This is a genomic window from Ensifer sp. 4252, from assembly GCF_050434565.1.
Taxonomy (GTDB): Bacteria; Pseudomonadota; Alphaproteobacteria; order Rhizobiales; family Rhizobiaceae; genus Ensifer.
Genome location: NZ_JBNDIU010000015.1, coordinates 140,652 through 161,752, shown reverse-complemented (window position 1 = coordinate 161,752; position 21,101 = coordinate 140,652). Strand labels below are relative to the sequence as shown.

At 61.3% G+C, this 21,101-nt stretch carries 21 protein-coding genes and 1 tRNA gene; 15 read left to right on the top strand and 7 right to left on the bottom strand.

The features are described from left to right. Positions 1-249: 249 nt before the first annotated feature. The 7 genes from xylF (at position 250) to ABIE33_RS24265 (ending at position 6,630) form a co-directional block, all read left to right on the top strand. Positions 250-1,287, top strand: coding sequence for a D-xylose ABC transporter substrate-binding protein (gene xylF / locus ABIE33_RS24295; RefSeq protein ID WP_429130367.1), 1,038 nt, complete (start codon positions 250-252; stop codon positions 1,285-1,287). A 338-nt stretch (positions 1,288-1,625) separates the two neighbouring features. Next, entirely contained in the window at positions 1,626-2,954 is a 1,329-nt protein-coding gene (locus ABIE33_RS24290; protein ID WP_429130366.1) for a sugar ABC transporter permease, read from the top strand. A 15-nt stretch (positions 2,955-2,969) separates the two neighbouring features. Continuing rightward, a complete protein-coding gene (locus tag ABIE33_RS24285) occupies positions 2,970-3,755 on the top strand; it encodes an ATP-binding cassette domain-containing protein (RefSeq protein ID WP_429130365.1) in 786 nt (261 codons plus the stop codon). Between the two features lie 324 nt (positions 3,756-4,079). Then, a tRNA-Arg gene (locus ABIE33_RS24280) sits at positions 4,080-4,156 on the top strand. A 79-nt stretch (positions 4,157-4,235) separates the two neighbouring features. Further along, positions 4,236-5,066, top strand: a complete 831-nt coding sequence (locus ABIE33_RS24275) for a terminase gpA endonuclease subunit (RefSeq protein WP_429130364.1) — start codon at positions 4,236-4,238, stop codon at positions 5,064-5,066. Positions 5,067-5,160: 94 nt separating this feature from the next. Continuing rightward, complete coding sequence (locus ABIE33_RS24270) at positions 5,161-5,913, top strand: hypothetical protein (protein WP_429130363.1); 753 nt, start codon at positions 5,161-5,163, stop codon at positions 5,911-5,913. Between the two features lie 36 nt (positions 5,914-5,949). After that, a complete protein-coding gene (locus ABIE33_RS24265) occupies positions 5,950-6,630 on the top strand; it encodes a hypothetical protein (RefSeq protein WP_429130362.1) in 681 nt (226 codons plus the stop codon). A gap of 156 nt (positions 6,631-6,786) precedes the next feature. Here the strand turns inward: ABIE33_RS24265 and ABIE33_RS24260 are convergent, their stop codons facing one another. Beyond that, on the bottom strand, positions 6,787-7,692 hold the full coding sequence (locus tag ABIE33_RS24260) for an AraC family transcriptional regulator (RefSeq protein WP_429130361.1): 906 nt from the start codon (positions 7,690-7,692) through the stop codon (positions 6,787-6,789). 98 nt (positions 7,693-7,790) lie between these two features. Here ABIE33_RS24260 and ABIE33_RS24255 point away from each other — a divergent pair, with 98 nt between their 5' ends. Beyond that, positions 7,791-8,534: an SDR family oxidoreductase gene (locus ABIE33_RS24255; RefSeq protein WP_429130360.1), complete on the top strand. Its 744-nt coding sequence runs from the start codon at positions 7,791-7,793 to the stop codon at positions 8,532-8,534. A gap of 98 nt (positions 8,535-8,632) precedes the next feature. On the opposite strand, the gene ABIE33_RS24250 is transcribed toward ABIE33_RS24255, so the two are convergent. Beyond that, positions 8,633-10,345 (bottom strand): adenylate/guanylate cyclase domain-containing protein, encoded by a 1,713-nt coding sequence (locus tag ABIE33_RS24250; protein WP_429130359.1) that lies wholly within the window; start codon positions 10,343-10,345, stop codon positions 8,633-8,635. Positions 10,346-10,437: 92 nt separating this feature from the next. Next, on the bottom strand, positions 10,438-10,971 hold the full coding sequence (gene rfbC, locus ABIE33_RS24245) for a dTDP-4-dehydrorhamnose 3,5-epimerase (RefSeq protein WP_429130358.1): 534 nt from the start codon (positions 10,969-10,971) through the stop codon (positions 10,438-10,440). Positions 10,972-11,148: 177 nt separating this feature from the next. Here rfbC and ABIE33_RS24240 point away from each other — a divergent pair, with 177 nt between their 5' ends. The 7 genes from ABIE33_RS24240 (at position 11,149) to ABIE33_RS24210 (ending at position 17,328) form a co-directional block, all read left to right on the top strand. Continuing rightward, a complete protein-coding gene (locus tag ABIE33_RS24240; protein WP_429130357.1) occupies positions 11,149-11,637 on the top strand; it encodes an acyltransferase in 489 nt (162 codons plus the stop codon). Further along, positions 11,634-12,434 carry an NAD-dependent epimerase/dehydratase family protein gene (locus ABIE33_RS24235; protein ID WP_429130356.1) on the top strand — a complete coding sequence of 267 codons (801 nt, stop codon included), beginning with the start codon at positions 11,634-11,636 and terminating at the stop codon, positions 12,432-12,434. The genes ABIE33_RS24240 and ABIE33_RS24235 overlap by 4 nt, the downstream gene beginning before the upstream one ends. A 41-nt stretch (positions 12,435-12,475) precedes the next feature. Continuing rightward, positions 12,476-13,252 (top strand): cephalosporin hydroxylase family protein, encoded by a 777-nt coding sequence (locus tag ABIE33_RS24230; protein ID WP_429130355.1) that lies wholly within the window; start codon positions 12,476-12,478, stop codon positions 13,250-13,252. Positions 13,253-13,466: 214 nt separating this feature from the next. Continuing rightward, the gene (gene rfbF / locus ABIE33_RS24225) at positions 13,467-14,234 is read left to right on the top strand and encodes a glucose-1-phosphate cytidylyltransferase (RefSeq protein WP_429130354.1); all 768 of its coding nucleotides are present in this window, start codon (positions 13,467-13,469) and stop codon (positions 14,232-14,234) included. Further along, on the top strand, positions 14,231-15,289 hold the full coding sequence (gene rfbG, locus ABIE33_RS24220) for a CDP-glucose 4,6-dehydratase (RefSeq protein WP_429130353.1): 1,059 nt from the start codon (positions 14,231-14,233) through the stop codon (positions 15,287-15,289). Before rfbF ends, rfbG begins: the two co-directional genes overlap by 4 nt. A gap of 7 nt (positions 15,290-15,296) precedes the next feature. Further along, entirely contained in the window at positions 15,297-16,529 is a 1,233-nt protein-coding gene (locus ABIE33_RS24215) for a methyltransferase domain-containing protein (RefSeq protein ID WP_429130352.1), read from the top strand. Between the two features lie 61 nt (positions 16,530-16,590). Then, entirely contained in the window at positions 16,591-17,328 is a 738-nt protein-coding gene (locus ABIE33_RS24210; RefSeq protein WP_429130351.1) for a hypothetical protein, read from the top strand. 176 nt (positions 17,329-17,504) lie between these two features. Here ABIE33_RS24210 and ABIE33_RS24205 read toward each other — a convergent pair whose 3' ends face one another. The 4 genes from ABIE33_RS24205 to ABIE33_RS24190 are packed head-to-tail and all read right to left on the bottom strand — an operon-like array spanning position 17,505 to position 21,068. Continuing rightward, the gene (locus tag ABIE33_RS24205; protein WP_429130350.1) at positions 17,505-18,269 is read right to left on the bottom strand and encodes an ABC transporter ATP-binding protein; all 765 of its coding nucleotides are present in this window, start codon (positions 18,267-18,269) and stop codon (positions 17,505-17,507) included. Further along, positions 18,266-19,099, bottom strand: a complete 834-nt coding sequence (locus tag ABIE33_RS24200) for an ABC transporter ATP-binding protein (RefSeq protein WP_429130349.1) — start codon at positions 19,097-19,099, stop codon at positions 18,266-18,268. The genes ABIE33_RS24205 and ABIE33_RS24200 overlap by 4 nt, the downstream gene beginning before the upstream one ends. Beyond that, complete coding sequence (gene nikC, locus ABIE33_RS24195; RefSeq protein ID WP_429130348.1) at positions 19,096-20,028, bottom strand: nickel transporter permease; 933 nt, start codon at positions 20,026-20,028, stop codon at positions 19,096-19,098. The genes ABIE33_RS24200 and nikC overlap by 4 nt, the downstream gene beginning before the upstream one ends. Continuing rightward, a complete protein-coding gene (locus ABIE33_RS24190; RefSeq protein ID WP_429130389.1) occupies positions 20,025-21,068 on the bottom strand; it encodes an ABC transporter permease in 1,044 nt (347 codons plus the stop codon). Before ABIE33_RS24190 ends, nikC begins: the two co-directional genes overlap by 4 nt. Between the last annotated feature and the right edge of the window lie 33 nt (positions 21,069-21,101).

Genomic DNA, 21,101 nt, shown 5'->3' with positions numbered 1-21,101 from the left:
TGCGTCCGTATCACCCAGGCCCTCACCGCATCCCCGGCGACAAGCGCCGGAAACGGGCGCATCGACAGGCCATACGCAACCGGGTTGGCCGTGTTGACAGGCCCCGGATTCTCTGACATTCATTTTCTCGACTGTCGAGAAAATAAAACCGGACGAAGTTTACGGTGGCATTTCGACAGCGTTGCAAGGCTGGTCGAGGATGGTGCGGGAGGTTCGCACGCTCAGCCGGCCGCCACTCGGGAGGATGAAATGAAATCCGTTTTGAAGCTGATGGCAGGGGCTGCCATCATCGCGTCGATGCATTCCGCCGCTATCGCCAAGGATCTGGTGGTCGGCGTTTCCTGGTCCAACTTCCAGGAAGAGCGTTGGAAAACCGACGAAGCCGCCATCAAGGCAGCGCTTGAGGCATCCGGCGACAAGTACATTTCCGCCGACGCCCAGTCTTCCGCTGCCAAGCAGCTGACCGACGTCGAGTCGCTGATCGCCCAGGGCGCCAACGCCCTGATCGTGCTGGCACAGGACAGCGACGCCATTGCCCCGGCCATCGAAAAGGCTGCTGCCGAAGGCATTCCGGTCGTCGGCTACGACCGCCTGATCGAAAATCCGGCCGCCTTCTACATCACCTTCGACAACAAGGAAGTGGGCCGCATGCAGGCTCGCGAAGTGTTCAAGGTCAAGCCGGAAGGCAACTATGTCTTCATCAAGGGCTCGTCTGCCGACCCGAACGCCGACTTCCTGTTCTCCGGACAGATGGAAGTGCTGAAGGAAGCCGTCGACGCCGGCAAGATCAAGAATGTCGGTGAAGCCTACACCGACGGCTGGAAGCCGGAAAATGCCCAGAAGAACATGGAGCAGTTCCTGACCGCCAACGACAACAAGGTCGATGCGGTCGTCGCTTCCAACGACGGCACCGCCGGCGGTGCGATCGCAGCGCTCGACGCTCAAGGGCTTGCCGGCTCCGTTCCGGTCTCCGGCCAGGACGCCGACAAGGCAGCCCTCAACCGCGTCGCACTCGGCACCCAGACCGTTTCGGTCTGGAAGGACTCGCGTGAACTCGGCAAGCGTGCGGCCGAAATCGCCGCCGAACTGGCGAGCGGCAAGAAGATGGAAGAAATCGCCGGCGTGACGGCCTTCAATGGCGGCCCCAAGGGTGTTGCCATGCAGTCGGTCTTCCTCGCACCGCTTCCGATCACCAAGGACAATCTGAACGTCGTCATCGACGCCGGCTGGATCTCCAAGGATGAAGCCTGCCAGGGCGTCAAGGGCGACGTCGCTGCGTGCAAGTAAGCCGCCCGGACAGGGTTGAGCTCTAACCTTCGACAAGCGCCGCAACGCACCCCGTTGCGGCGCTTGCGCAAGGTGTGGCCGGGGCGGACAATGCCTGCTGCATAATCCCTTAAATCGGAACCGATTTAAGGAGAAGATCATGCAGCATGCTTGACGTTTTACAGCGTCCTTAGCGCGTCATATTTGACACGCGGCGCTGTAAGCCTTCGGGCACGCATTGGCACGAACGAGAAGCGCTCGACAGCTGTCTTCATCATCAGACTTGTCGCGTCCCATTCCGGCCGTTTAGCGCCGGCGGACGCGGTGACATCAACAGAAAGTGGGGGGAAGGCACGTCCATGGCCGACATCACACAGAGCAACCAGACACAGAGCACCGAGGCCCATCGTGCCCGCAATGCCGACGAGAACCCGGTGAAGCGCTTTTTCCGCGCCACCGAGATCGACACCCGCTTGCTTGGCATGGTCGGTGCACTCGCCATCATCTGGCTCGGCTTCCAGATCATGACCGGCGGCCTGTTTCTGACGCCGCGCAACCTTTGGAACCTGACGGTTCAGACCTCGTCCGTCGCCGTGATGGCGACCGGCATGGTGCTGATCATCGTCACCCGCAACATTGATCTGTCGGTCGGCTCCGTGCTCGGCTTCTGCGGCATGATCATGGGGGTCATGCAGGTCAAGGTCCTGCCGCAATATCTCGGGCTCGAGCATCCCGCGATCTGGATCATTACGCTTGCCTGCGGCATCGCCGTCGGTGCGGCGATCGGCGCGCTCCAGGGCTCGATCATCGCCTTCCTCAATGTGCCGGCCTTTATCGTCACGCTCGGCGGCCTGCTCGTCTGGCGCGGCGCCACCTGGTTCGTGACAAGCGGCCAGACCGTCGCGCCGATGAACGCCACCTTCCGCCTGATGGGCGGCGGCACCGAGGGGTCGATCGGGGCGACGGCCAGCTGGATCGTCGGCATCATCGCCTGTATCGCCATCGTCGGGGCCATCCTCAACTCGCGCAAGCAGCGCAAGCGTTTCGGCTTTCCGCTGCGGCCGGTCTGGGCCGAGTATTTCCTCGGCATCCTCGGCTGCATCCTGGTGATGGGCGCAATCGCCATCGCCAACCACTATTACTGGCCGGTCAACATCGCCCGCAAATATGCCGACGCCAACGGCATCGCCTGGCCGGACGGTGGCCTGCTGATCCCGCACGGCATCGCCATCCCCGTGCTGGTCGCCATCGCCGTCGGCATCGTCATGACGTTCATCGCCACCCGCCTGCGCTTCGGCCGGTATGTCTTCGCGCTCGGCGGCAACCCCGAGGCGGCCGAACTTGCCGGCATCAAGACCCGCTGGGTCACGGTGAAGATCTTCATGCTGATGGGCGTGCTCTGCGCCATCGCGGCGGCAATCTCGACCGCCCGCCTCAATGCCGCGACCAACGCGCAAGGGGAGCTCGACGAGCTCTACACGATCGCAGCCGCCGTTATCGGCGGCACGTCGCTTGCCGGCGGCGTCGGCACGATCGCCGGCGCGATGATCGGCGCACTCGTCATGCAATCGCTGCAGTCGGGCATGGTGCTGCTGGGGATCGACTCGCCGTTCCAGCGCATCGTCGTCGGCGTGGTTCTTGTCGTCGCCGTGTGGCTCGACACGATCTACCGCGCCCGTGCCAAGTAAGAAGGGGTCCGACCAATGAAAGACCAACGCACTCCGCTCGTGGAAATGAAGAACATTTCCATCTCCTTCGGCGGCATCCATGCGGTCGACAACGCCTCCGTCGACCTCTACCCCGGCGAGGTGGTGGCGCTTCTCGGCCACAACGGTGCCGGCAAGTCGACGCTGATCAAGATCCTGTCGGGCGCCTACAGGCGCGACGCCGGCGAGATCCTGATCAATGGCGAAGCCGCCGACATCAGCAATCCGCGCGACGCCAAGAAGTACGGCATCGAGACGATCTACCAGACGCTGGCCGTCGCCGATAACGTCGACGCAGCCGCAAACCTCTATCTCGGCCGCGAGCTGCGCACCCCTTGGGGCACGCTCGACGACGTGGCGATGGAAGCCAAGGCCCGCGAAGTCATGGGGCGTCTCAACCCCAACTTCCAGCGTTTCAAGGAACCGGTGAAGGCGCTTTCGGGCGGCCAGCGGCAGTCGGTGGCGATTGCCCGCGCGATCCTTTTCGACGCCCGCATCCTGATCATGGACGAACCGACGGCGGCCCTCGGGCCCCAGGAAACCGCCCAGGTCGGCGAACTGATCAAGCAGCTGAAGCGCGAAGGCATCGGCATCTTCCTGATCAGCCACGACATCCACGACGTCTTCGACCTCGCCGACCGCGTCTCGGTGATGAAAAACGGCCAGGTCGTCGGCCAGGCCCGCACCGAGGACGTGACCAAGGATGAAGTGCTCGGCATGATCATCATGGGTAAGGTACCGCCCAAGGCGATCCCCGGCCCCGGCGCCATGCAGACGGCGTAACAACGATACCGAATGGCCCGGCAATTGCCGGGCCATCTTTTTGCTGACTTGGTCCTTCACCTTGCCTCGTCGCAACACGCCCTGCGGCGCCTGCCACACTCGCCTACTCCACCGCGCCTCGCGCGCTGTCGGAGCTTTCAATCGTCCCTGTCCGATGCATCGCAAGGCATGCTACAGAGGCCTGACCGGCCGGCGACTTGCGCATCAATTTGTGAGCCGAACGCAAATTCCCCTGCGAACTCCGTCATTTCACCATTGAAGCGGCGCGCAAGCTAAGCTATGAACCGCTCACAGCCCGCTTCGGCGGCCTTGCTGCAAACGGATGCACCCGTAGCTCAGCTGGATAGAGTGTTGGATTCCGATTCCAAAGGTCACAGGTTCGAATCCTGTCGGGTGCGCCATTTTTCACAAAATTACGCAATGAAATCAGCTAGTTAAGAATCCTAGGCCGATTTTTTGTAACACATTTCGTAACCCATTTTGCACACATGGGCAGGTTGCGAGCGCAATTGCCGAGCGATATCTATTCGGCATGGCAAGGGCTTCCGAGACGGGGGCGACGAACTGGACGAGGATGAGCTTCGAAGCCGCACCGAGCCGTTCGGCCTCGCGGATTTGCCACCCGATATCCTTTTCGTCACGGCAGGCATCGACCTGCAAGACCAATGGGCGGATTGGGTGCTGACCGGCCATAGCCGAACCGAGACGTTCGTGCTCGCCAATGGGCAGATATATGGGCGGTTCGACTCGGATGACCTTTGGGCAGAAGTGGATGATCTCCTCAAGACGATATGGCAACACCCTCGCGGCGCTCACATTGGCATATCTGCGGCGCTGATCGATTCTGGCGACGGGGAGCATCAACCGCACGTCTATGCCTTTGCTCGCCCACGATTCGGTCGCAAGGTCGCAGCCTCGAAGGGCATGGCGGGTTTCAGCCGACCGCCGTTGCAGCGCTCGAACGTCAAAGGTCAGTCGGTCTTTATCGTCGGCAGCGATGCCATCAAAAATTCGATCTTCAATCGCCTGTCGGCAGGCAAGAGCATCCGATTTGCCGGCTCCCTCGAAGCGCGGTTCTTCGAGGAGCTTGTCAGCGAACGGCGGATCGTCCGCTATACGAGAGGTCAACCGACGCGAGCCTCGAGCGTATCCTTGGCAGGCGAGCCGAGTGCCTGGACGCTTTCACCTATAGCCTCGCGGCTCGCGGCCTCATCAATATCGATCTCGACAGACGAGAATCCGAGCTTTCCAGCGCCGCCGCGACCGAAGGTCGGAAAGACAGTTTTTAGGTCCGCGTTTCTAGCCCGATAGAACGAAACTTAGTTTACATGAAATGTCTCACGTTGTTGCCGCGATGTACGCCCCGAGATAGAAGAAACTCTCAAGAAGGGAGCAGGACACCACCGTGGAAGAGAATGACTACAGTAAACTGAAGGGCGTTGCCGAAGAAAAGCATTTCGATCAGTGTATTGGTCGTGTTGGTGGCGAACGGATTGATAATCTGATAACCCGCATGGGCGTGAAGAAGGCTGACTATCTTTTTCGAGACGCTGGCGTCGTTGCAGAACTTAAAGTGCTAGAGACCGAGTTCGCACAATCCGCCGAAGCTGAAAAGAAATTCGCTATCATCAGGGAAAGATGCGCCGACCTTAGCGAAGAAGACGCGACCCGCCTTATGTTTAGAGGGGCTGTCGATATCTTACGCGCGCCCTTGCAGCGCATCGTAAAAAAGGCAAACACACAGATACGAGAGACAAAGCAAGAACTCGGCTTGACGGGATTTGAGGGAGTTTTGCTCTGCGTAAACGACAACTATAAAGGCATTCCACCGGCAATCATTGAGGCTTTGATTAGCGACATACTTACCGGGACTAATTTTCGTAGCATACGTGCTTACGTCTATATAACAAATCACTATATTGAGCTTCCAGACAGCCCCGACGCTCTACTTCTTTGGCGTCCCAGATACGCCCCTCTCGCGTCGGATAACCTCCAAAAATTCATAAACGATTTTGGCCGAGCTTGGCACGACTACACTGAGGCGCAACTTGGTCCCTTCACCTCACGAACGGAGCAGGATCAATTGGACTTACTGCCAGCGTCAGTGGTGACTGGCGTTCGCAGAAACCAACGCTATGAGCCGCCTGCTGGTCAATGAACTGAGATACGAGATTTTCGAGCGTTTGGAGGAAGAATGGCGCGTTCACGGATGCCAACTGAAAACGAAACCTCTGCGCTCGTCGAAAGCCGTAGGCGATGCTGTATTTGTTTCGCCTTGAACCGAGACTCGGAGATAAAAGCAGGCCAGATCGCCCACCTGGATCGCAATAACTCTAATCACTCCCCCGCAAACTTGGCATTCCTCTGTTTGCAACATCATGACGAGTACGACACGACCACCTCTCAGAGGAAGGGTTTCAAGGTTCAGGAGGTAAAGAAATATAAGGAAGAGCTGCTTGACTGGTTAGGGTCAGCGCTAGTGCAAAAGGTCCACTTCGGCATTCTATCTCTACCAGATGGAGACCCGTACGCAGGTCAATGGGTGCGGCTAGGCAGCAATGAAAGCCCCGCTGAACTTCAAATCATTCCCTTGCCCGACGAAGCCGATGGGCAGCCAAGATACTTCGTTACGGGCACGGCCTACCACGGCGTCTCACGCGAGCACGGACCTAACATGGGCTCCTTAGATTTCTTCTCTGAAATCATAGATGAAATATCGTTGTTCTACAGTCGCCCGTCGCTCGTAATTCAGGGGCCGGCGACTACTGAACTTAAATTCACTGACGACGGTCACTTGACGATATGGGAAGAGGATATTGGCGGGCAATACGGATCGGGCGTGACATTCGACGGCTTCTATCGTCGCGTGACGTAACACATTTTGCAACACAACCTACAAACAGCTAAACTTTTTTATTGTTATTTTTCATTAGCTTAATCTCAGAGAGCAAATAAATTGGCGGATGTCGGGTGCGCCATTTTCTCCCATTGATTTTGCTGTCAGACATTGCTCCGTCACGGCGCAAGCCGCCTACCCCCCTGCTCCCGCCCGCGCATACCGTCCCGGCGCCTGTCCCACGTGCCGGCTGAAGGCGGTGCTGAAGGTGCTGGCCGAGCCGTAACCGACCCGTTCGGCGACATCGGAGATTTCGGCGTTGTGGCTGCGCAGCAGATCCTTTGCCATCGCCATGCGCCAGGCGAGCAGGTATTCCATCGGCGCCAGGCCGACGTTGCGGGTGAACCTTTCGAAGAACGCCGAGCGAGAGTGCCCGGCCGCCTTCGCAAGCTCGGCCACTGTCCAGGATCGCGCCGGATTGCCGTGCATCGCCCTGATCGCGTCTGCCAGACGCGGATCGGCAAGCCCGCGCAGCAAGCCCGGCGGGGCATCCGGCCGCTGGGTCAACCGCAACGCCTCGATGAGCAGCACTTCGACCAGGCGCGCCAGCACCAGATCGCGACCGGCGCGCTGTTCGGCAGCTTCTTCTGTCAGCAACCGAACCAGGATGGAAAGCCGCTCGGCGCCGCGCACATGCACCTGCGCCGGCAGCAGCGACACCAGCAATCCCGCATCCTCCGTTTCAAAGACGAAGTAGCCGCCGAGCAGCCGCACGCTTGGCGGTCCATCGGGATCGCCGTGGCGAACCTCGTCGCCCGGAGCAGGCGTTGCCTTCGGATCGATGAATACAGGGGTGACGGGCTCGAAGCCCGACATGGTGAAGCCGGGCGTCGTCGGCAAAAGGACGAAATCGCCCGCCTCGAGCGTCAGCACATCCTGACCGTCGACGGCCAGGCGGCAGGCGCCTTCGAGGACGGTGCAGAAGCCGGGATGACCGAACTCGGAATAGCGCACGCCCCAGCGGCCAGCACCGCTGATGCTTTTGGTAAACACCGCACGTGGCCGCAGCAGCGTGATGATTTCGGAGAGTGGATCAATCATATCTGGACTATCGCAAATCAAATACGGACTTTCAATTATATATCGTCCGAATTTCGCTCGGTATCATGGCACGATTAGAACCAACCAAGGAAATCGTCATGAAAACCGTATTGATCACTGGCTGCTCGTCCGGCTACGGCCTTGAGACCGCCCGCCTCTTTCACGCCAAGGGCTGGAACGTGGTTGCGACCATGCGCACGCCGCGCGAGAATATCCTGCCGCGATCGGCACGCCTGCGCGTGCTGCAGCTGGATGTGACCGACCCCGACAACATTTTGGCGGCACTGGAAGCCAGCGGCCCGATCGATGCGCTCGTCAACAATGCCGGCATCGGCGTGGTCGGCGCGTTCGAGGCAACACCGATGGCGCATGTGCGCAAGATCTTCGAGACCAACACGTTCGGCGTCATGGCGATGACCCAGGCGGTGATCCCGCAGTTGCGCAGCAGGCGGTCGGGCGTCGTGGTCAACGTGACGTCCAGCGTGACGCTCGCCGCCATGCCGCTTGCCGCCGCCTATACCGCCAGCAAGACGGCGATCGAGGGGTTCACCGGATCGCTCGTCCACGAGCTTCGCGCCTTCGGCGTGCGCGCCAAGCTGGTCGAGCCCGGCTACGCTCCGAGCACGCGGTTTTCGCAGAACACCGGCGTGCGCATCGAAGATCTGATCCCTGAGACCTATGCCGCGTTCGCGCAGCCGATCTTCGCCGCTTTCGCCAATCCGGCTCTGATCACCAAGGAGACGGACGTTGCGGAAGCAGTCTGGCACGCGGCCAATGATGTGTCGGAACAGCTGCATTTCCCGGCGGGGGCCGATGCGGTGGCGTTAGCGCGCGCAAGCTGAAAGCCGCTGGCGCCGACCAGCGCGGCGCACGGCGGCAAGGCGCCAACTTTTTTTGACGGACGCAAAACTACAAAAGCCCTATTTCCCGACGGCAACCGTCAGGTTAACGGCAGGCCCGCGGCCTGTACGCTGTTGACAAGCGCTTCGGTGATCGCTCGATCCCTAAAGAACTCCTGGGTGCGGATATAGCCGGCCGACAGTTTTGGATCGAGCGCCTGGATCTGCGCCACCAGCTGGCGCGCCCGATCGGTATCGCCGCGCGCCATCCGCGCGGCGATCCGATAGATCAGCGTGCGCCGGGTCTGATAGGGAAGCGCCCGCGCCACGGCAAAGAGCTCGTCGTGTCGGCCGAGCACATAGAGCGAGGCGACGCGCTCCTCCACAATCCACACCGGCAGGAATGGATCCAGCATCTCGGCCCGGTCGAGCAGCTCGAGCGCCCGCTCCGCCTCGTTCGCGTAGGTGTAGAAAGCCGCACAACGGCCGGCGATGTAGGCATCGTTGGGTGCAAGGTCGATCGCCCGCTCATGGTGATGCCGCGACGCCACGAAGTCACCTTCCATGCACTTGATCGCGCCCATGATGCGATGGGAGTCCGGGTCGGTGGGATCGAGATCGAGCGCGTGGGCGACCTGCCGCTCGCCGGCCGAAAGGTCGAAATCCGGCAGGTTGCTCCAGGCGCACACATGCATGGCGACAGGGCGGCCGAAGGTCGGGTCCGCATCCATCGAGCGCTCGAACCAGCGCATGGCTTCGCCGATGTGCCTGTCGGCAACGCCGATCAGGCGATGGTGGTCGAGGCCCAACAGATAGTATTCGTAGGCCGACATGTTTTCCGGCCGCTTCAGCCGCGCGGCGATCAGCTCCGCCTGCTCGATCCGCCCTGCCACCGTCGCGGCGATGCGGGCCGTCACCTCGTCGATCACGGCAAGCAGCTCCTCGAACGGCCGCTCGATCCGGTCCGACCAGACGAGATGCCCCTGCGCAGTCTCGCAGAGCGACACGTTGAGCCGCACGAGGTTACCCAGCTTGCGCACGGAGCCCGAAACGACATAACGGACCCCTAGCGCCCTGCCCACCTCAACGGGATCGCGGATGGCAAGCACCACGGAGGCCGAGCGTGAACTGACGAACAGGCTCTTCAGCCGGCCGAGCTCCAAGGTGAGGTCGTCGGTCAGCCCCTCCGTCAGGAATGACTGGTCATCATGGCCGGAAGCGAAAGCGACGAAGGGCGTGACGATCACCGAATTCGGCCGCATCGCGGCCGGTGGTGCCTCCCGCGTTGGCGCCGAGAGAAACCGATGCCTGTCGATGGTCGTCCCGACCCGGTAGACACGCATCGGCTCGGTGACCCCCTTGAACCGACGCTCGCCGATCTCTTCAAAGGCGCAGGGAGAGACCCGGCGCACCTGTTCATACAGTGCTTCGGAAACCTCGATCTCGCCGGCGGCCGCGCTCGATTGCAGCCTGGCGGCAAGATTGACGCCATTGCCTCTGAGATCACCGTCGACGGCGAGCACATCGGCAAGGTGCAATCCGAAGCGCATGTGGTTCGGCGTGGCATCGGGGATGGCCGCAAGCGAACTGCGCGCTTCCATCGCGGCGCGAAGGGCGTTGACCGGGCTTATGAACTCGGCAAGGACGGCGTCGCCGGCGGTGTTGAAGACCCGGCCATCGTGTCGCACGACCGTGTCACCCACCGCCCTGAGGCACGCGGAGACGCACTCCACGGCTTCTTCCTCATGGGATTCCATCGCCGCGGTCGACCCGACGAAATCCGCCACCATGATCGCAACCAGCTTGCGCTGCATCTCCATCGCCTCGCCGACACTCGGCCGCCAGCGCGGGAGGATAGCACAATGATGCAACGAATCAGACAGCAACCGCTGTTTTAGCCATAGCTTTATATGAGGGCGAGTGCCTCGTCGCGCGCCGACATCTGGGCGACAGGCAATGGCCAGTCAATCGCAAGCTTGGGATCGAGCGCATTGAGCCCACCCTCCGCTTCCGGCGCATAGGGCTTGTCATGCAGGTAGATCAGTTCGCAATCCTCTGTCAGCGTCTGAAACCCATGCGCAAATCCACCAGGGATCATCATCGAGCGCCCGTTCTCCGCGCTCAGCACTTCGCCATGCCATTGCAGATAGCTGGGCGAACCCGGGCGTAGATCGACGGCGACATCGAAGACGCAGCCGGCGAGGCAAGACACGAATTTGGCCTCATCATGCGGCGCGCGCTGAAAGTGCATCCCGCGGATCGTGCCCTTGAGGTGCGTCATCGTGTGGTTAATCTGGGCGATCGTCCCACTGGCGCCGAAATCGGCAAGCTCTTCGCGGCAAAAGAAGCGCGAGAAGAACCCGCGCTCGTCGCCAAAGCGCTGACGCTCGATGACCACAAGATCGGGGATCGGGGTGGCGATACGATTGAAACGCGGCATCGGCTTTCTCGCGGAACGGGTTGGCGGACTGAACGAGGATCGTGTTCCAGCCCGCAGATATTGACGGCCAACAACTTCTCAGGACATAAGACACGCAGAAATGCAAGCACGGACAAGCGTAGCGCGACCATGCAGGGCGCGACTGGTGCAAGCCGTGCAGAACGAACGGCTTGAACAATGATCGAGGCCCACCTCACGGCGCGGATAAGCGACCTGGCTGACCTGGAAGCCTCCGTGCGCGGTTCGAAATATGTGATCGGCGAGAACTCGGTCATCGACAGTTTCGTCAAGTTCAAGCCGGCAGGCGGCAGGGGCGATATCACGATCGGCCGCAACTGCACGATCAACAGTGGATGCGTTTTCTACAGCGGTCACGGCATAACCATTGGCGACAACGTCTTGATCGCCGCGAATTGTACGCTCGCACCCGTCAACCATGAATTCCGAGACAAGAACAGCGCGATACGTGAGCAGGGCTTTCAGCCGAGCAGAGGCGGAATCGTCATCGAGGACGATGTCTGGCTTGGGGCCAATTGTGTGCTTCTCGATGGCAGCATCCTGCGCAAGGGCTGCATAGTCGCGGCAGGCAGTATCGTGCGCGGCACGGTCGAAGCCTATTCGATCAACGGCGGAAGTCCATTGAGAACCCTGGGATACCGAACTTGAGATTCACCCTGCTCGGTGCCCACGGTTTTGTCGGGCGCCACCTGTTGACGTATCTGACATCGCTCGGCCACGAGGTGATCGCGCCTGCGCGCGACGCCCGCCTGACCGACGCCTGTGATGGCACGCACGTGATCTACGCCATAGGGCTAACGGCCGACTTTCGGCAGAGACCTTTCGATACCATCGAGGCCCATGTTAGCTTGGCCGCCGAACTGCTGCGAGACTGCGACTTCACGTCGTTTCTCTATCTGTCGTCGACGCGCGTCTATGCCGGCAGCACCAACACGGATGAATCGGCAGCTTTGACCGTTTGTCCCGGCAACCCGTCGGATCTCTATAATCTCTCCAAGCTTACCGGTGAAGCAATCTGCAACGCATCCGGCCGCGCAAATGCGCGCATCGCCCGCCTGTCCAACGTCGTCGGGCCAGCATCGGCCACGTCGGAGAGTTTCATCGGCGACCTCTGTCGGGAAGCAGCAGCCGGTCGCATCAGGCTGCAGAGCAGCATGGCGTCGGCCAAGGACTACGTCTGGATCGACGACGTGGCGAAACTTCTGGTGCAAATTGCCGAGAATGGTCAGGATACGATCTACAACGTGGCGAGTGGTCAGCAAACCAGCAATGCTGACTGGGCGACTGGCCTGGCGCAACACACGGGCTGCCGGGTTGACGTCGCCGAGCATGCCCCGACCATCACATTCCCTCCCATAGACATCGATCGCATACGGTCGGAGTTCGCGTTCAAACCAGAGCGCGTTATCGACAGAATTGCGGATATACTCTCGCTTGCCTCTTGAAATACGCTGGTGATCCTCAGCATCGACCGAAAGGACTTCGGATGGACCCGATCAAGCAATTCTCCGCAGAGCGCAAGGCGGCCATTACCAGCTACGGCGCCGACGAGGCGTTCACGGCGCTGTCGTCGCAATGGCGACAGATGTCGATGGACAAACGCTATGTGTATAATTTCGACTGGATGGGACGCCCGATCATCCAGTATCCGCAGGATATCCAGGCGATGCAGGAACTGGTCTGGGCGACAAAACCGGACCTGATCATCGAGACCGGCATCGCGCATGGCGGCTCGATCGTTCTGAGCGCCTCGCTGCTAGCGATGCTGGATATGTGCGATGCGATCGAAAAAGGTGTCACGATTGATCCAAAGGTCTCGAACCGGAAGGTCGTCGGCATCGACATCGACATCCGCAAGCACAATCGCAAGGCGATTGAGGAGCATCCAATGGCATCGAGAATCCAGCTGATCGAAGGTTCCTCGATCGCCAAGGACGTCGTTGACCAGGTTCGGCACGCCGCTCAAGGATACGAACGGGTGATGGTGTGCCTCGACTCCATGCACACGCACGATCACGTGCTCGCCGAACTGGAAGCCTACGCCCCGCTCGTGACCTCGGGATGCTACTGCGTGGTGTTCGATACATTTGTCGAGGATGTCCCTCGGGACTTCTTCAAGGACCGTCCATGGAACGTCGGTGACAACCCCAAGACAGCCGTGCGCGCCTATCTGGCGAACCACCCGGAATTCAGCGTCAATGGCGAAATCGACGGCAAGCTTCTGGTAACGGTGGCTCCGGAGGGGTTTCTTCTTAGGGCCTAGCAACCCGTTGGAGAACCCACTCCTGAGTGTGGCGACCGACAGTGTGCGTCAGAAAAGCGCTTTCTCGCTGCAAACAGACCGAAAGTGCATAAGCGATTGCAGATGTAGATCGAGTAAGCGGCTGCTGATATAGAGGGTCCGTCCGCGGCAGATAGCGCCATGGGAGCGATCCTTCGTCCTATCCATATCGTAAACTGCGTCAAGAGGCAGTCGTATGAAAGTCGTCATTCTTGCAGGTGGTTACGGCACACGCATCTCGGAAGAGAGCCATTTGCGGCCGAAGCCGATGATCGAGATCGGCGGGCGGCCGATCCTTTGGCACATCATGAAGATCTACAGCCACTACGGCTTCTCGGACTTCGTGATCTGCCTGGGCTACCGCGGCTATATGATCAAGGAATACTTCTCCAACTACGTCCTGCACTCGTCCGACGTTACCTACGACATGGCGACGGGCGAAACGCTTTTCCGTTCGAACAAAGCCGAGCCTTGGCGCGTGACACTCGTGGATACGGGCACGGAATCGATGACCGGTGGCCGCTTGAAGCGCGTGGCCGATCATCTGGGTGACACGTTCTGCCTCACCTATGGAGACGGTGTTGCCGATGTCGATATCAAGGCGCTGACCGATTTTCATCTTGGCCATGGCAGAGAAGCGACGGTGACCAGCGTCATGCCGCCCGGGCGTTACGGTGCTCTGGCAATCCAGGACGGCGAAGTACGAAGCTTCACGGAAAAGCCGGCCGGCGACAACGGTCGCATCAATGGTGGCTTCTTCGTGCTGAACCGAAGCGTACTCGATCGCATCGAGGGCGACGGCACGTCCTTCGAGGGCAAGCCGCTGGAAGGCCTTGCCAGAGACCGGCAACTGATGGCCTTCACGCATGATGGCTTCTGGCGGCCGATGGATACCTTGCGCGACAAGAACCAGCTCGAAGAACTATGGCAGCAGGGTTCGGCACCGTGGAAAATCTGGGCATGAGCCGGCTGGCAAACCGGAGCTTCTGGGCGGGCAAACGCGTTTTTCTGACCGGGCATACCGGTTTCAAGGGCAGTTGGGCGCAGCTGTGGCTCAAGCAGATGGGCGCCGACGTCACGGGCTATGCACTGCCGCCATTGACCGAGCCATCGTTGCACGCCCTGCTTGGAGCGGCAGACGGCCATCTCGGCGACATCCGCAATGCCGATGCCCTCAGCGCCGCAGTGCAAAAGAGCAATCCCGAGATCATCCTGCACATGGCGGCGCAGCCGCTGGTGCGCGAAAGCTACAGAACCCCTGCCGAAACATTCGATGTCAATGTCATGGGCACCCTGCGCCTGCTCGAGGCCGCGCGCAATGTTCCGGCATTGAAGGCGATCGTCGTGATCACGACCGACAAGGTCTACCGCAACGACGAAAGCGGCCGGCACTTTCCGGAAGACGCGACGCTCGGCGGACATGATCCCTATTCCGGTTCCAAGGCCGCCTGCGAACTGGTCGTCTCGACATGGCGCGATGCCTTCCTGCGTGAGCGCGGCATCCGGGTGGCGACAGCGCGCGGCGGCAACGTGCTCGGCGGCGGCGATTTTTCTTCCGACCGGCTGGTGCCCGACATTGTCCGCGCTGCCCAGTCCGGCAAGGCGCTTGATATTCGCAGCCCGATGGCGACGAGGCCGTGGCAGCATGTGCTGGACTGCCTCAACGGCTATTTCGTCTATGCCGAAGCGCTCTATGGCGGCGAGACTTCCGTCGATGCCCTGAATTTCGGCCCCTCGCCGGCCGAGCGCCAGATCCCCGTCCGTGACGTCGCGACATCCGTCCAGGCGGCGATGGGCCTGGCGCCGCAATGGCGCGATGTATCCTCGACCGACCAGCCCCGGGAAATGCAGACACTCGGGCTCGATCCGGCGCTTGCCGCAAAGACGCTTTCCTGGGCCTCCCGGCTTTCGCAGGACGAAGCAATCGCCTGGACGGCAAACTGGTACGATGGTTGGCGCAAGGGCGGCGACGCCCGCGCTCTGACGCTCGACCAGATCGACGCATTCATGAAAGGCTGACGACCCAATGTCCTACAACTGCCGCTTCTGCTCGACCCCACTCAAGACCGTCGTCGCCGATCTGGGATCGACCCCTTGGTCCAACTCGTTCCTGGAGCCGACCGAGGAAGCGATCGCGCGTGAGCGTGCCTTCCCGCTAAAGGCAATGGTCTGCTCCGAGTGCCTGCTCGTCCAGACGACCGAAACCGTGCCGGCGGATGAAATCTTCACCGATGGCTATGCCTATCTCTCTTCCTTTTCGAGCAGTTGGCTCGATCACGCCCGCCGGTACACAGATGCCATGACCGAGCGCTTCCGGCTCGATGGAACCTCGCAGGTGGTAGAGATCGCGTCCAATGACGGCTACCTGCTGCAATATTTCGTCGCCAAGGATATTCCGGTTCTGGGCATCGAGCCCGCAGCCAACGCGGCCAAGATTGCCGAGGCGCGCAACGTTCCGACAGAGGTCGCCTTCTTTGGCCGGAAGACGGCAACGGATCTGGTTGCCCGCGGCATCCGCGCCGATCTGACCGCCGCCAACAATGTGCTGGCGCACGTGCCAGACATCGCCGATTTCGTCGCCGGCTTTGCCATTCTGCTGAAGCCGGATGGCGTCGCAACGTTCGAGTTTCCGCATCTCCTGCGCCTGATAGAAGGCGTCCAGTTCGACACGATCTATCACGAACACTATTCCTATCTCTCGCTGGCGGCGGTGGAACGCATTTTTGCAGCATCCGGCCTGAAGGTCTTTGATGTCGAAGAGTTGCCGACCCATGGCGGTTCCCTGCGGGTTTTTGCCCAGCCCGAAACCGGCACCCGGTCGACGACGGAAAACCTGGAGGCGATACGTGCGAGCGAAGAGGCCGCTGGCCTCACGCAGATGGGGACCTACGCGAAATTCGACACGCGCATCGCCGCGGTCTGCCAGGGATTCCGTGAGTTCCTCGCTGGCGCCAAATCCGAGGGCAAGACGGTCGCTGCCTACGGCGCGGCCGCGAAGGGCAATACCTTCCTCAATGTCTGCGGCGTCAAGCCCGGCGAGATTGCCTTTGCGGTCGATCGCAACGACCTCAAGCAGGGCAAGCTTTTGCCCGGCACCCACATCCCGGTGCATGCGCCGAGCCACCTGAAGGTGGCCAAGCCGGACTATCTCGTGATCCTTCCCTGGAACCTGACCGACGAGATCGTCGCTGACAATGCCGCCATCCGCGCCTGGGGCGGCCGGTTCGTCGTCGCGATACCGTTAGTTCGCATCATTTAGGCTTGCTCTTCCCCCGCACTCCGCGATAACCGCGAAGGAAACGGCATCGAGCAGGAGTACAATGTCCAGGATCGATCTTTGCATCGTCGCGACCAGGCGACCGGCGTTGCTTGCAGCGACGCTGAACAGCTTCTGTGAAAAGGTCCTCTGCCGTTTCGACGTGGGGACCGCCCATCTCAATCTCGATCCCGTCTTCGGCTCGCCGGAGGATCATGCCGCCTGCGTCGACATCGTTCGCGGCCACTTCCCCGACGCGACGATCTCCGAACCGCAGCATCCGGGTTTTTGCGCCGCAGTCGCAAGAGTATGGACCGCAACCACGTCAGACTATGTCTTCCATCTGGAAGACGACTGGGTCGCGCTGTGCGACATGGGCGAGGAGTTGCTTGCCCCCTTTGCCGATCCGTCCATCATGCAGGTGTCGTTTCACACCGCCGACCAGAACTGGGATATCCGCCGCAAAGGACACTTCCATCGGCGTAACGAGTATGGCCGCCTGCTTGGGGTCAAGATCCCGCTTTTCCGCACCTTCCCGAAATTCACGACCTCGCCATCTATCCTGCGCGGGACGTTTGCGCGCCATTGTGCGGGGATGATGGACCTTTCGCGCGACCCGGAAAAGCAGTTCTATTCCGGTGTCAACCCGGCACTGGAAGGCTACGTCGCGGGCTACCGCAACTACATCTTCTCGCCGGAAGAAAAGCCGGTCATTCGCGACATGGGACGCGAGTGGCGCGAGCAGCGCAACATCCGCAAGGTCATCACCAACGCCACATCGATCTGGGAAAAGGCAAGCTGACGCCATAGTCCCCCCGGATTGGAACCGGCCCCGGGAGAAAATCTTGCCACGAACTCAAGCGCGACCGCGTCGATAAATGATGCACGGCGCTGCCCGCCGCAACGACACCGGCTCATGCCACCTGCTGAGACTGCAGCCAGGCCCCGTCAGGCCCGACTGCGCCCCCCCCCCGAAGATCAGGCAGCAGCGCCTTTGCGTTGGAAGCCCTTGCTCGCAACCATCAGGTTGCGCGTGTACTCTTCGCCGATCCGCCCGGCGACGAGATCGGCCGACGATAGCCGTTCGACCACCCGCCCGTTCTGCATCACCGCCAGCCGGTCGCACATGTGCGTGACGACGCCGAGATCGTGGCTGACCATGATGAAGGTGAGCTTGCGATCGCGCCGAACCTGTTCGAGCAGGTTGAGGACTTCCGCCTGCACCGAGGCATCGAGCGCCGAAGTCGGTTCGTCGAGAAGCAGGACCGACGGCTCGAGGATCAGCGCCCTTGCGATCGCAATGCGCTGGCGCTGGCCGCCCGATAGCTGGTGCGGATAGCGGAAGCGGAAGCCCGAACCCAGGCCGACTTCATCGAGCGCCTTGAGAATCCGCCGCTCGCCATCGGCAACGCCGTGAATGGCCAGAGGTTCCAGCAACTGCCGGTCGATCGTCTGGCGCGGATGCAGCGAACCATAGGGGTCCTGGAACACCATCTGCACGTCGCGATAGAACGCCTTGTCGCGGCGGTTGCCTGTCAGAACCCGATCATGCACGCGGATCTTGCCTGACGTCACCGGCGCAAGGCCGGCGACCGCGCGAAGCAAGGTCGACTTGCCCGAGCCGGACTCGCCGACGAGCCCGAAGGATTCGCCGGGCGCGACATCGATGCTGACATCGTCGAGCGCCCTGAACTCGTCATAGATGACGACAAGATTTTCGACGGATACGGTGGCGGTCGTCATAGGGCCCACTCCGGTTTGCGATCAAGAACCGGCAGGGGATGGCGATCGGAGCCGATCGCCGGCATGCAGTTCAACAGCCCCTGAGTATAGGGATGTTTGGCGTTTGCGAGATCGGTAGCGGCAAGCTCTTCTACGATCTTGCCGGCATACATGACGATGACGCGGTCGCAGAACGACGACACCAGCCGCAGGTCGTGCGAAACGAAGATCAGCCCCATGCCACGGTCGGCTACCAACTTGTCGAGGATACCAAGCACTTCGAGCTGGACCGTCACATCGAGCGCCGAGGTCGGCTCGTCGGCAATGAGAAGCTCCGGGCCGGCCACCAGCATCATCGCGATCATCGCGCGCTGTCCCATGCCGCCCGAAACCTCGTGCGGGTAGAGATCATAGACGCGTCCGGGGTCGCGGATCTGCACGGCCTCCAGCATGTCGAGCGCCCTCTCGCGCGCTTCCGCGCGGCTGACGCTCTCGTGGCGCTTGAGCGTCTCGACGATCTGCCGGCCGATGCTCATCACCGGGTTCAGCGAGTATTTCGGGTCCTGCAGGATCATGGCGATCCGCTTTCCCCTCAGGTCCCGGCGCACCTTCGGCGCGGCCGAAAGCAGGTCGATGCCTTCGAAGGAAAGCGTCTTGGCCGTCACCTGCGCATGCGCCGGTGTCAGCCCCATGATTGCCCGCCCGGTCTGCGACTTGCCGGAACCGCTCTCGCCAACAATACCCAGGCGCTCGCGGCCGAGCGTGAAGGTGACCCCGCGAACAGCTTCGATCACCCCGGTGCGGGTCGGAAACGAAACCTTGAGATCGTCAACGGTCAAAAGCGGGTTCATTGTCCGCTCTCCCGCGGGTCGAGCGCGTCGCGCAGTCCGTCGCCGAGCAGGTTGAAGCCGAGGCTGACGATCAGGATCGCGACGCCCGGCATGGTGGCAACCCACCACTGGTCGAGGATGAAGCGGCGACCGGAAGCAATCATCGCACCCCATTCCGGCAACGGCGGCTGCGCGCCAAGGCCGAGGAAGCCGAGACCGGCGGCCGTCAGGATAATGCCGGCCATGTCGAGCGTGACGCGCACGATCAAGGACGACATGCACATCGGCATCACATGCCGGAAGACGATGCGCGTCGGCGATGCGCCCATCAGCTGCACGGCGGCGATATAGTCGGAATTGCGCACCGTCAGCGTTTCCGCCCGCGCAATGCGCGCATAGGGCGGCCAAGAGGTAATGGCGATGGCGATGACGGCATTCTCGATGCCCGGGCCGAGTGCCGCCACGAAGGCAAGCGCCAACACCAGCTTCGGAAAGGCGAGGAAGATATCGGTGATGCGCATCAGCACCGCATCGACCCATCCGCCGGCGTAGCCTGCGACCGCACCGACGATGAGACCGACGGGTGCGGCGATGATCGCGACCAGCAGCACGACGGCAAGCGTCAGCCGCGAGCCGTGGATCAGCCGGGAGAGAATGTCTCGGCCGAGATCGTCGGTGCCGAGCAGATGGCCCTCGCTGCCGGGCGGCATCAGGCGGGCATTGGCGAGATCGCCGATATAAGGCGAATGCGGCGCGAGCACGCCGGCAAAGGCCGCCACGAAGACGAGCGCCAGGAGGATCAACAGGCCGAGAACGGCCAGCTTGTTGGCGGAAAAGCGCTGCCAGGTCATGTAGGCGCGGCCAAGACGCGCCTGCGTGCGCGATTGTGGCCGGTCGGACAACAGCCACTCGCGGCGTGTCATCGGGCGTGTTTCAGTGACGGTGCTCATCGCTGGCGCGTCCTCGGGTCAAGCGTCCGGTAGAGAAGATCGGACAGGAGATTGATGCCGATGAAGACCGAACCGATGACGATGGTGCCACCGAGAACGGCGTTCATGTCGGCATTCTGCAGCGAATTGGTGATGTAAAGGCCAAGGCCCGGCCAGGCGAAGACGGTTTCGGTCAGGACAGAACCTTCGAGCAGGCCGGCATAGGAAAGCGCGATCACGGTGACGAGCGGCACGGCGGCATTGCGCAGCGCATGGCCCCAGATGATGCGGGTTTCCGAAAGGCCCTTGGCACGGGCGGCCACGATGTATTCCTGCTGCAGTTCGTTCAGCATGAAGCTGCGCGTCATGCGGCTGATATAGGCAAGCGAGAAATAACCGAGCAGCGACGCCGGCAGGATGATGTGGCGGAAGACGTCCCAGAGCACGTCCCACTGTCGCTGCCAGAGCGCGTCGAACAGGTAGAAGCCGGTGATCGGCGTGAACGTATATTCGAAGACGATATCGATGCGGCCGGGATAGGCGACCCACTTCAACCGGGCGTAGAAGACCAGCAACGACAGGAGCGCCAGCCAGAAGATCGGCACGGAATAGCCGACAAGGCCGATGATGCGCACGATCTGGTCGGCGATGCTGCCACGCTTGACGGCAGCGAGAACACCGAGCGGCACGCCGAAGATGGCGCCGATCAGGGTGCCGAGCGTCGCTAGCTCCATCGTCGCCGGAAAGACGCGGCGGATATCGGTCATGACAGGATTGGTCGTCAGCACCGAAATGCCGAAGTCGCCGGTCAGCGCCTGGCGGACGTAGATGAAGAATTGTTGATAAAGGGGCAGGTTCAGCCCCATCGCCTCGCGCGTCCTTTCGACGACGTGCGTCGGCGCCCGGTCGCCGAGGACGGCGAGCACCGGGTCGATCGGGATCACCCGGCCGATGAAGAAGGTAACGGCCAGAAGGCCAAGATAGGTGGTGACGACGATCACGAGAAAGCGCAACACGGCGCCCATGATCTTCGCCGGACGGGCGCGTCGGCGCCCGCCCATCCGTTCTGTTCCGCTCATGCTCAAGGGAACTAT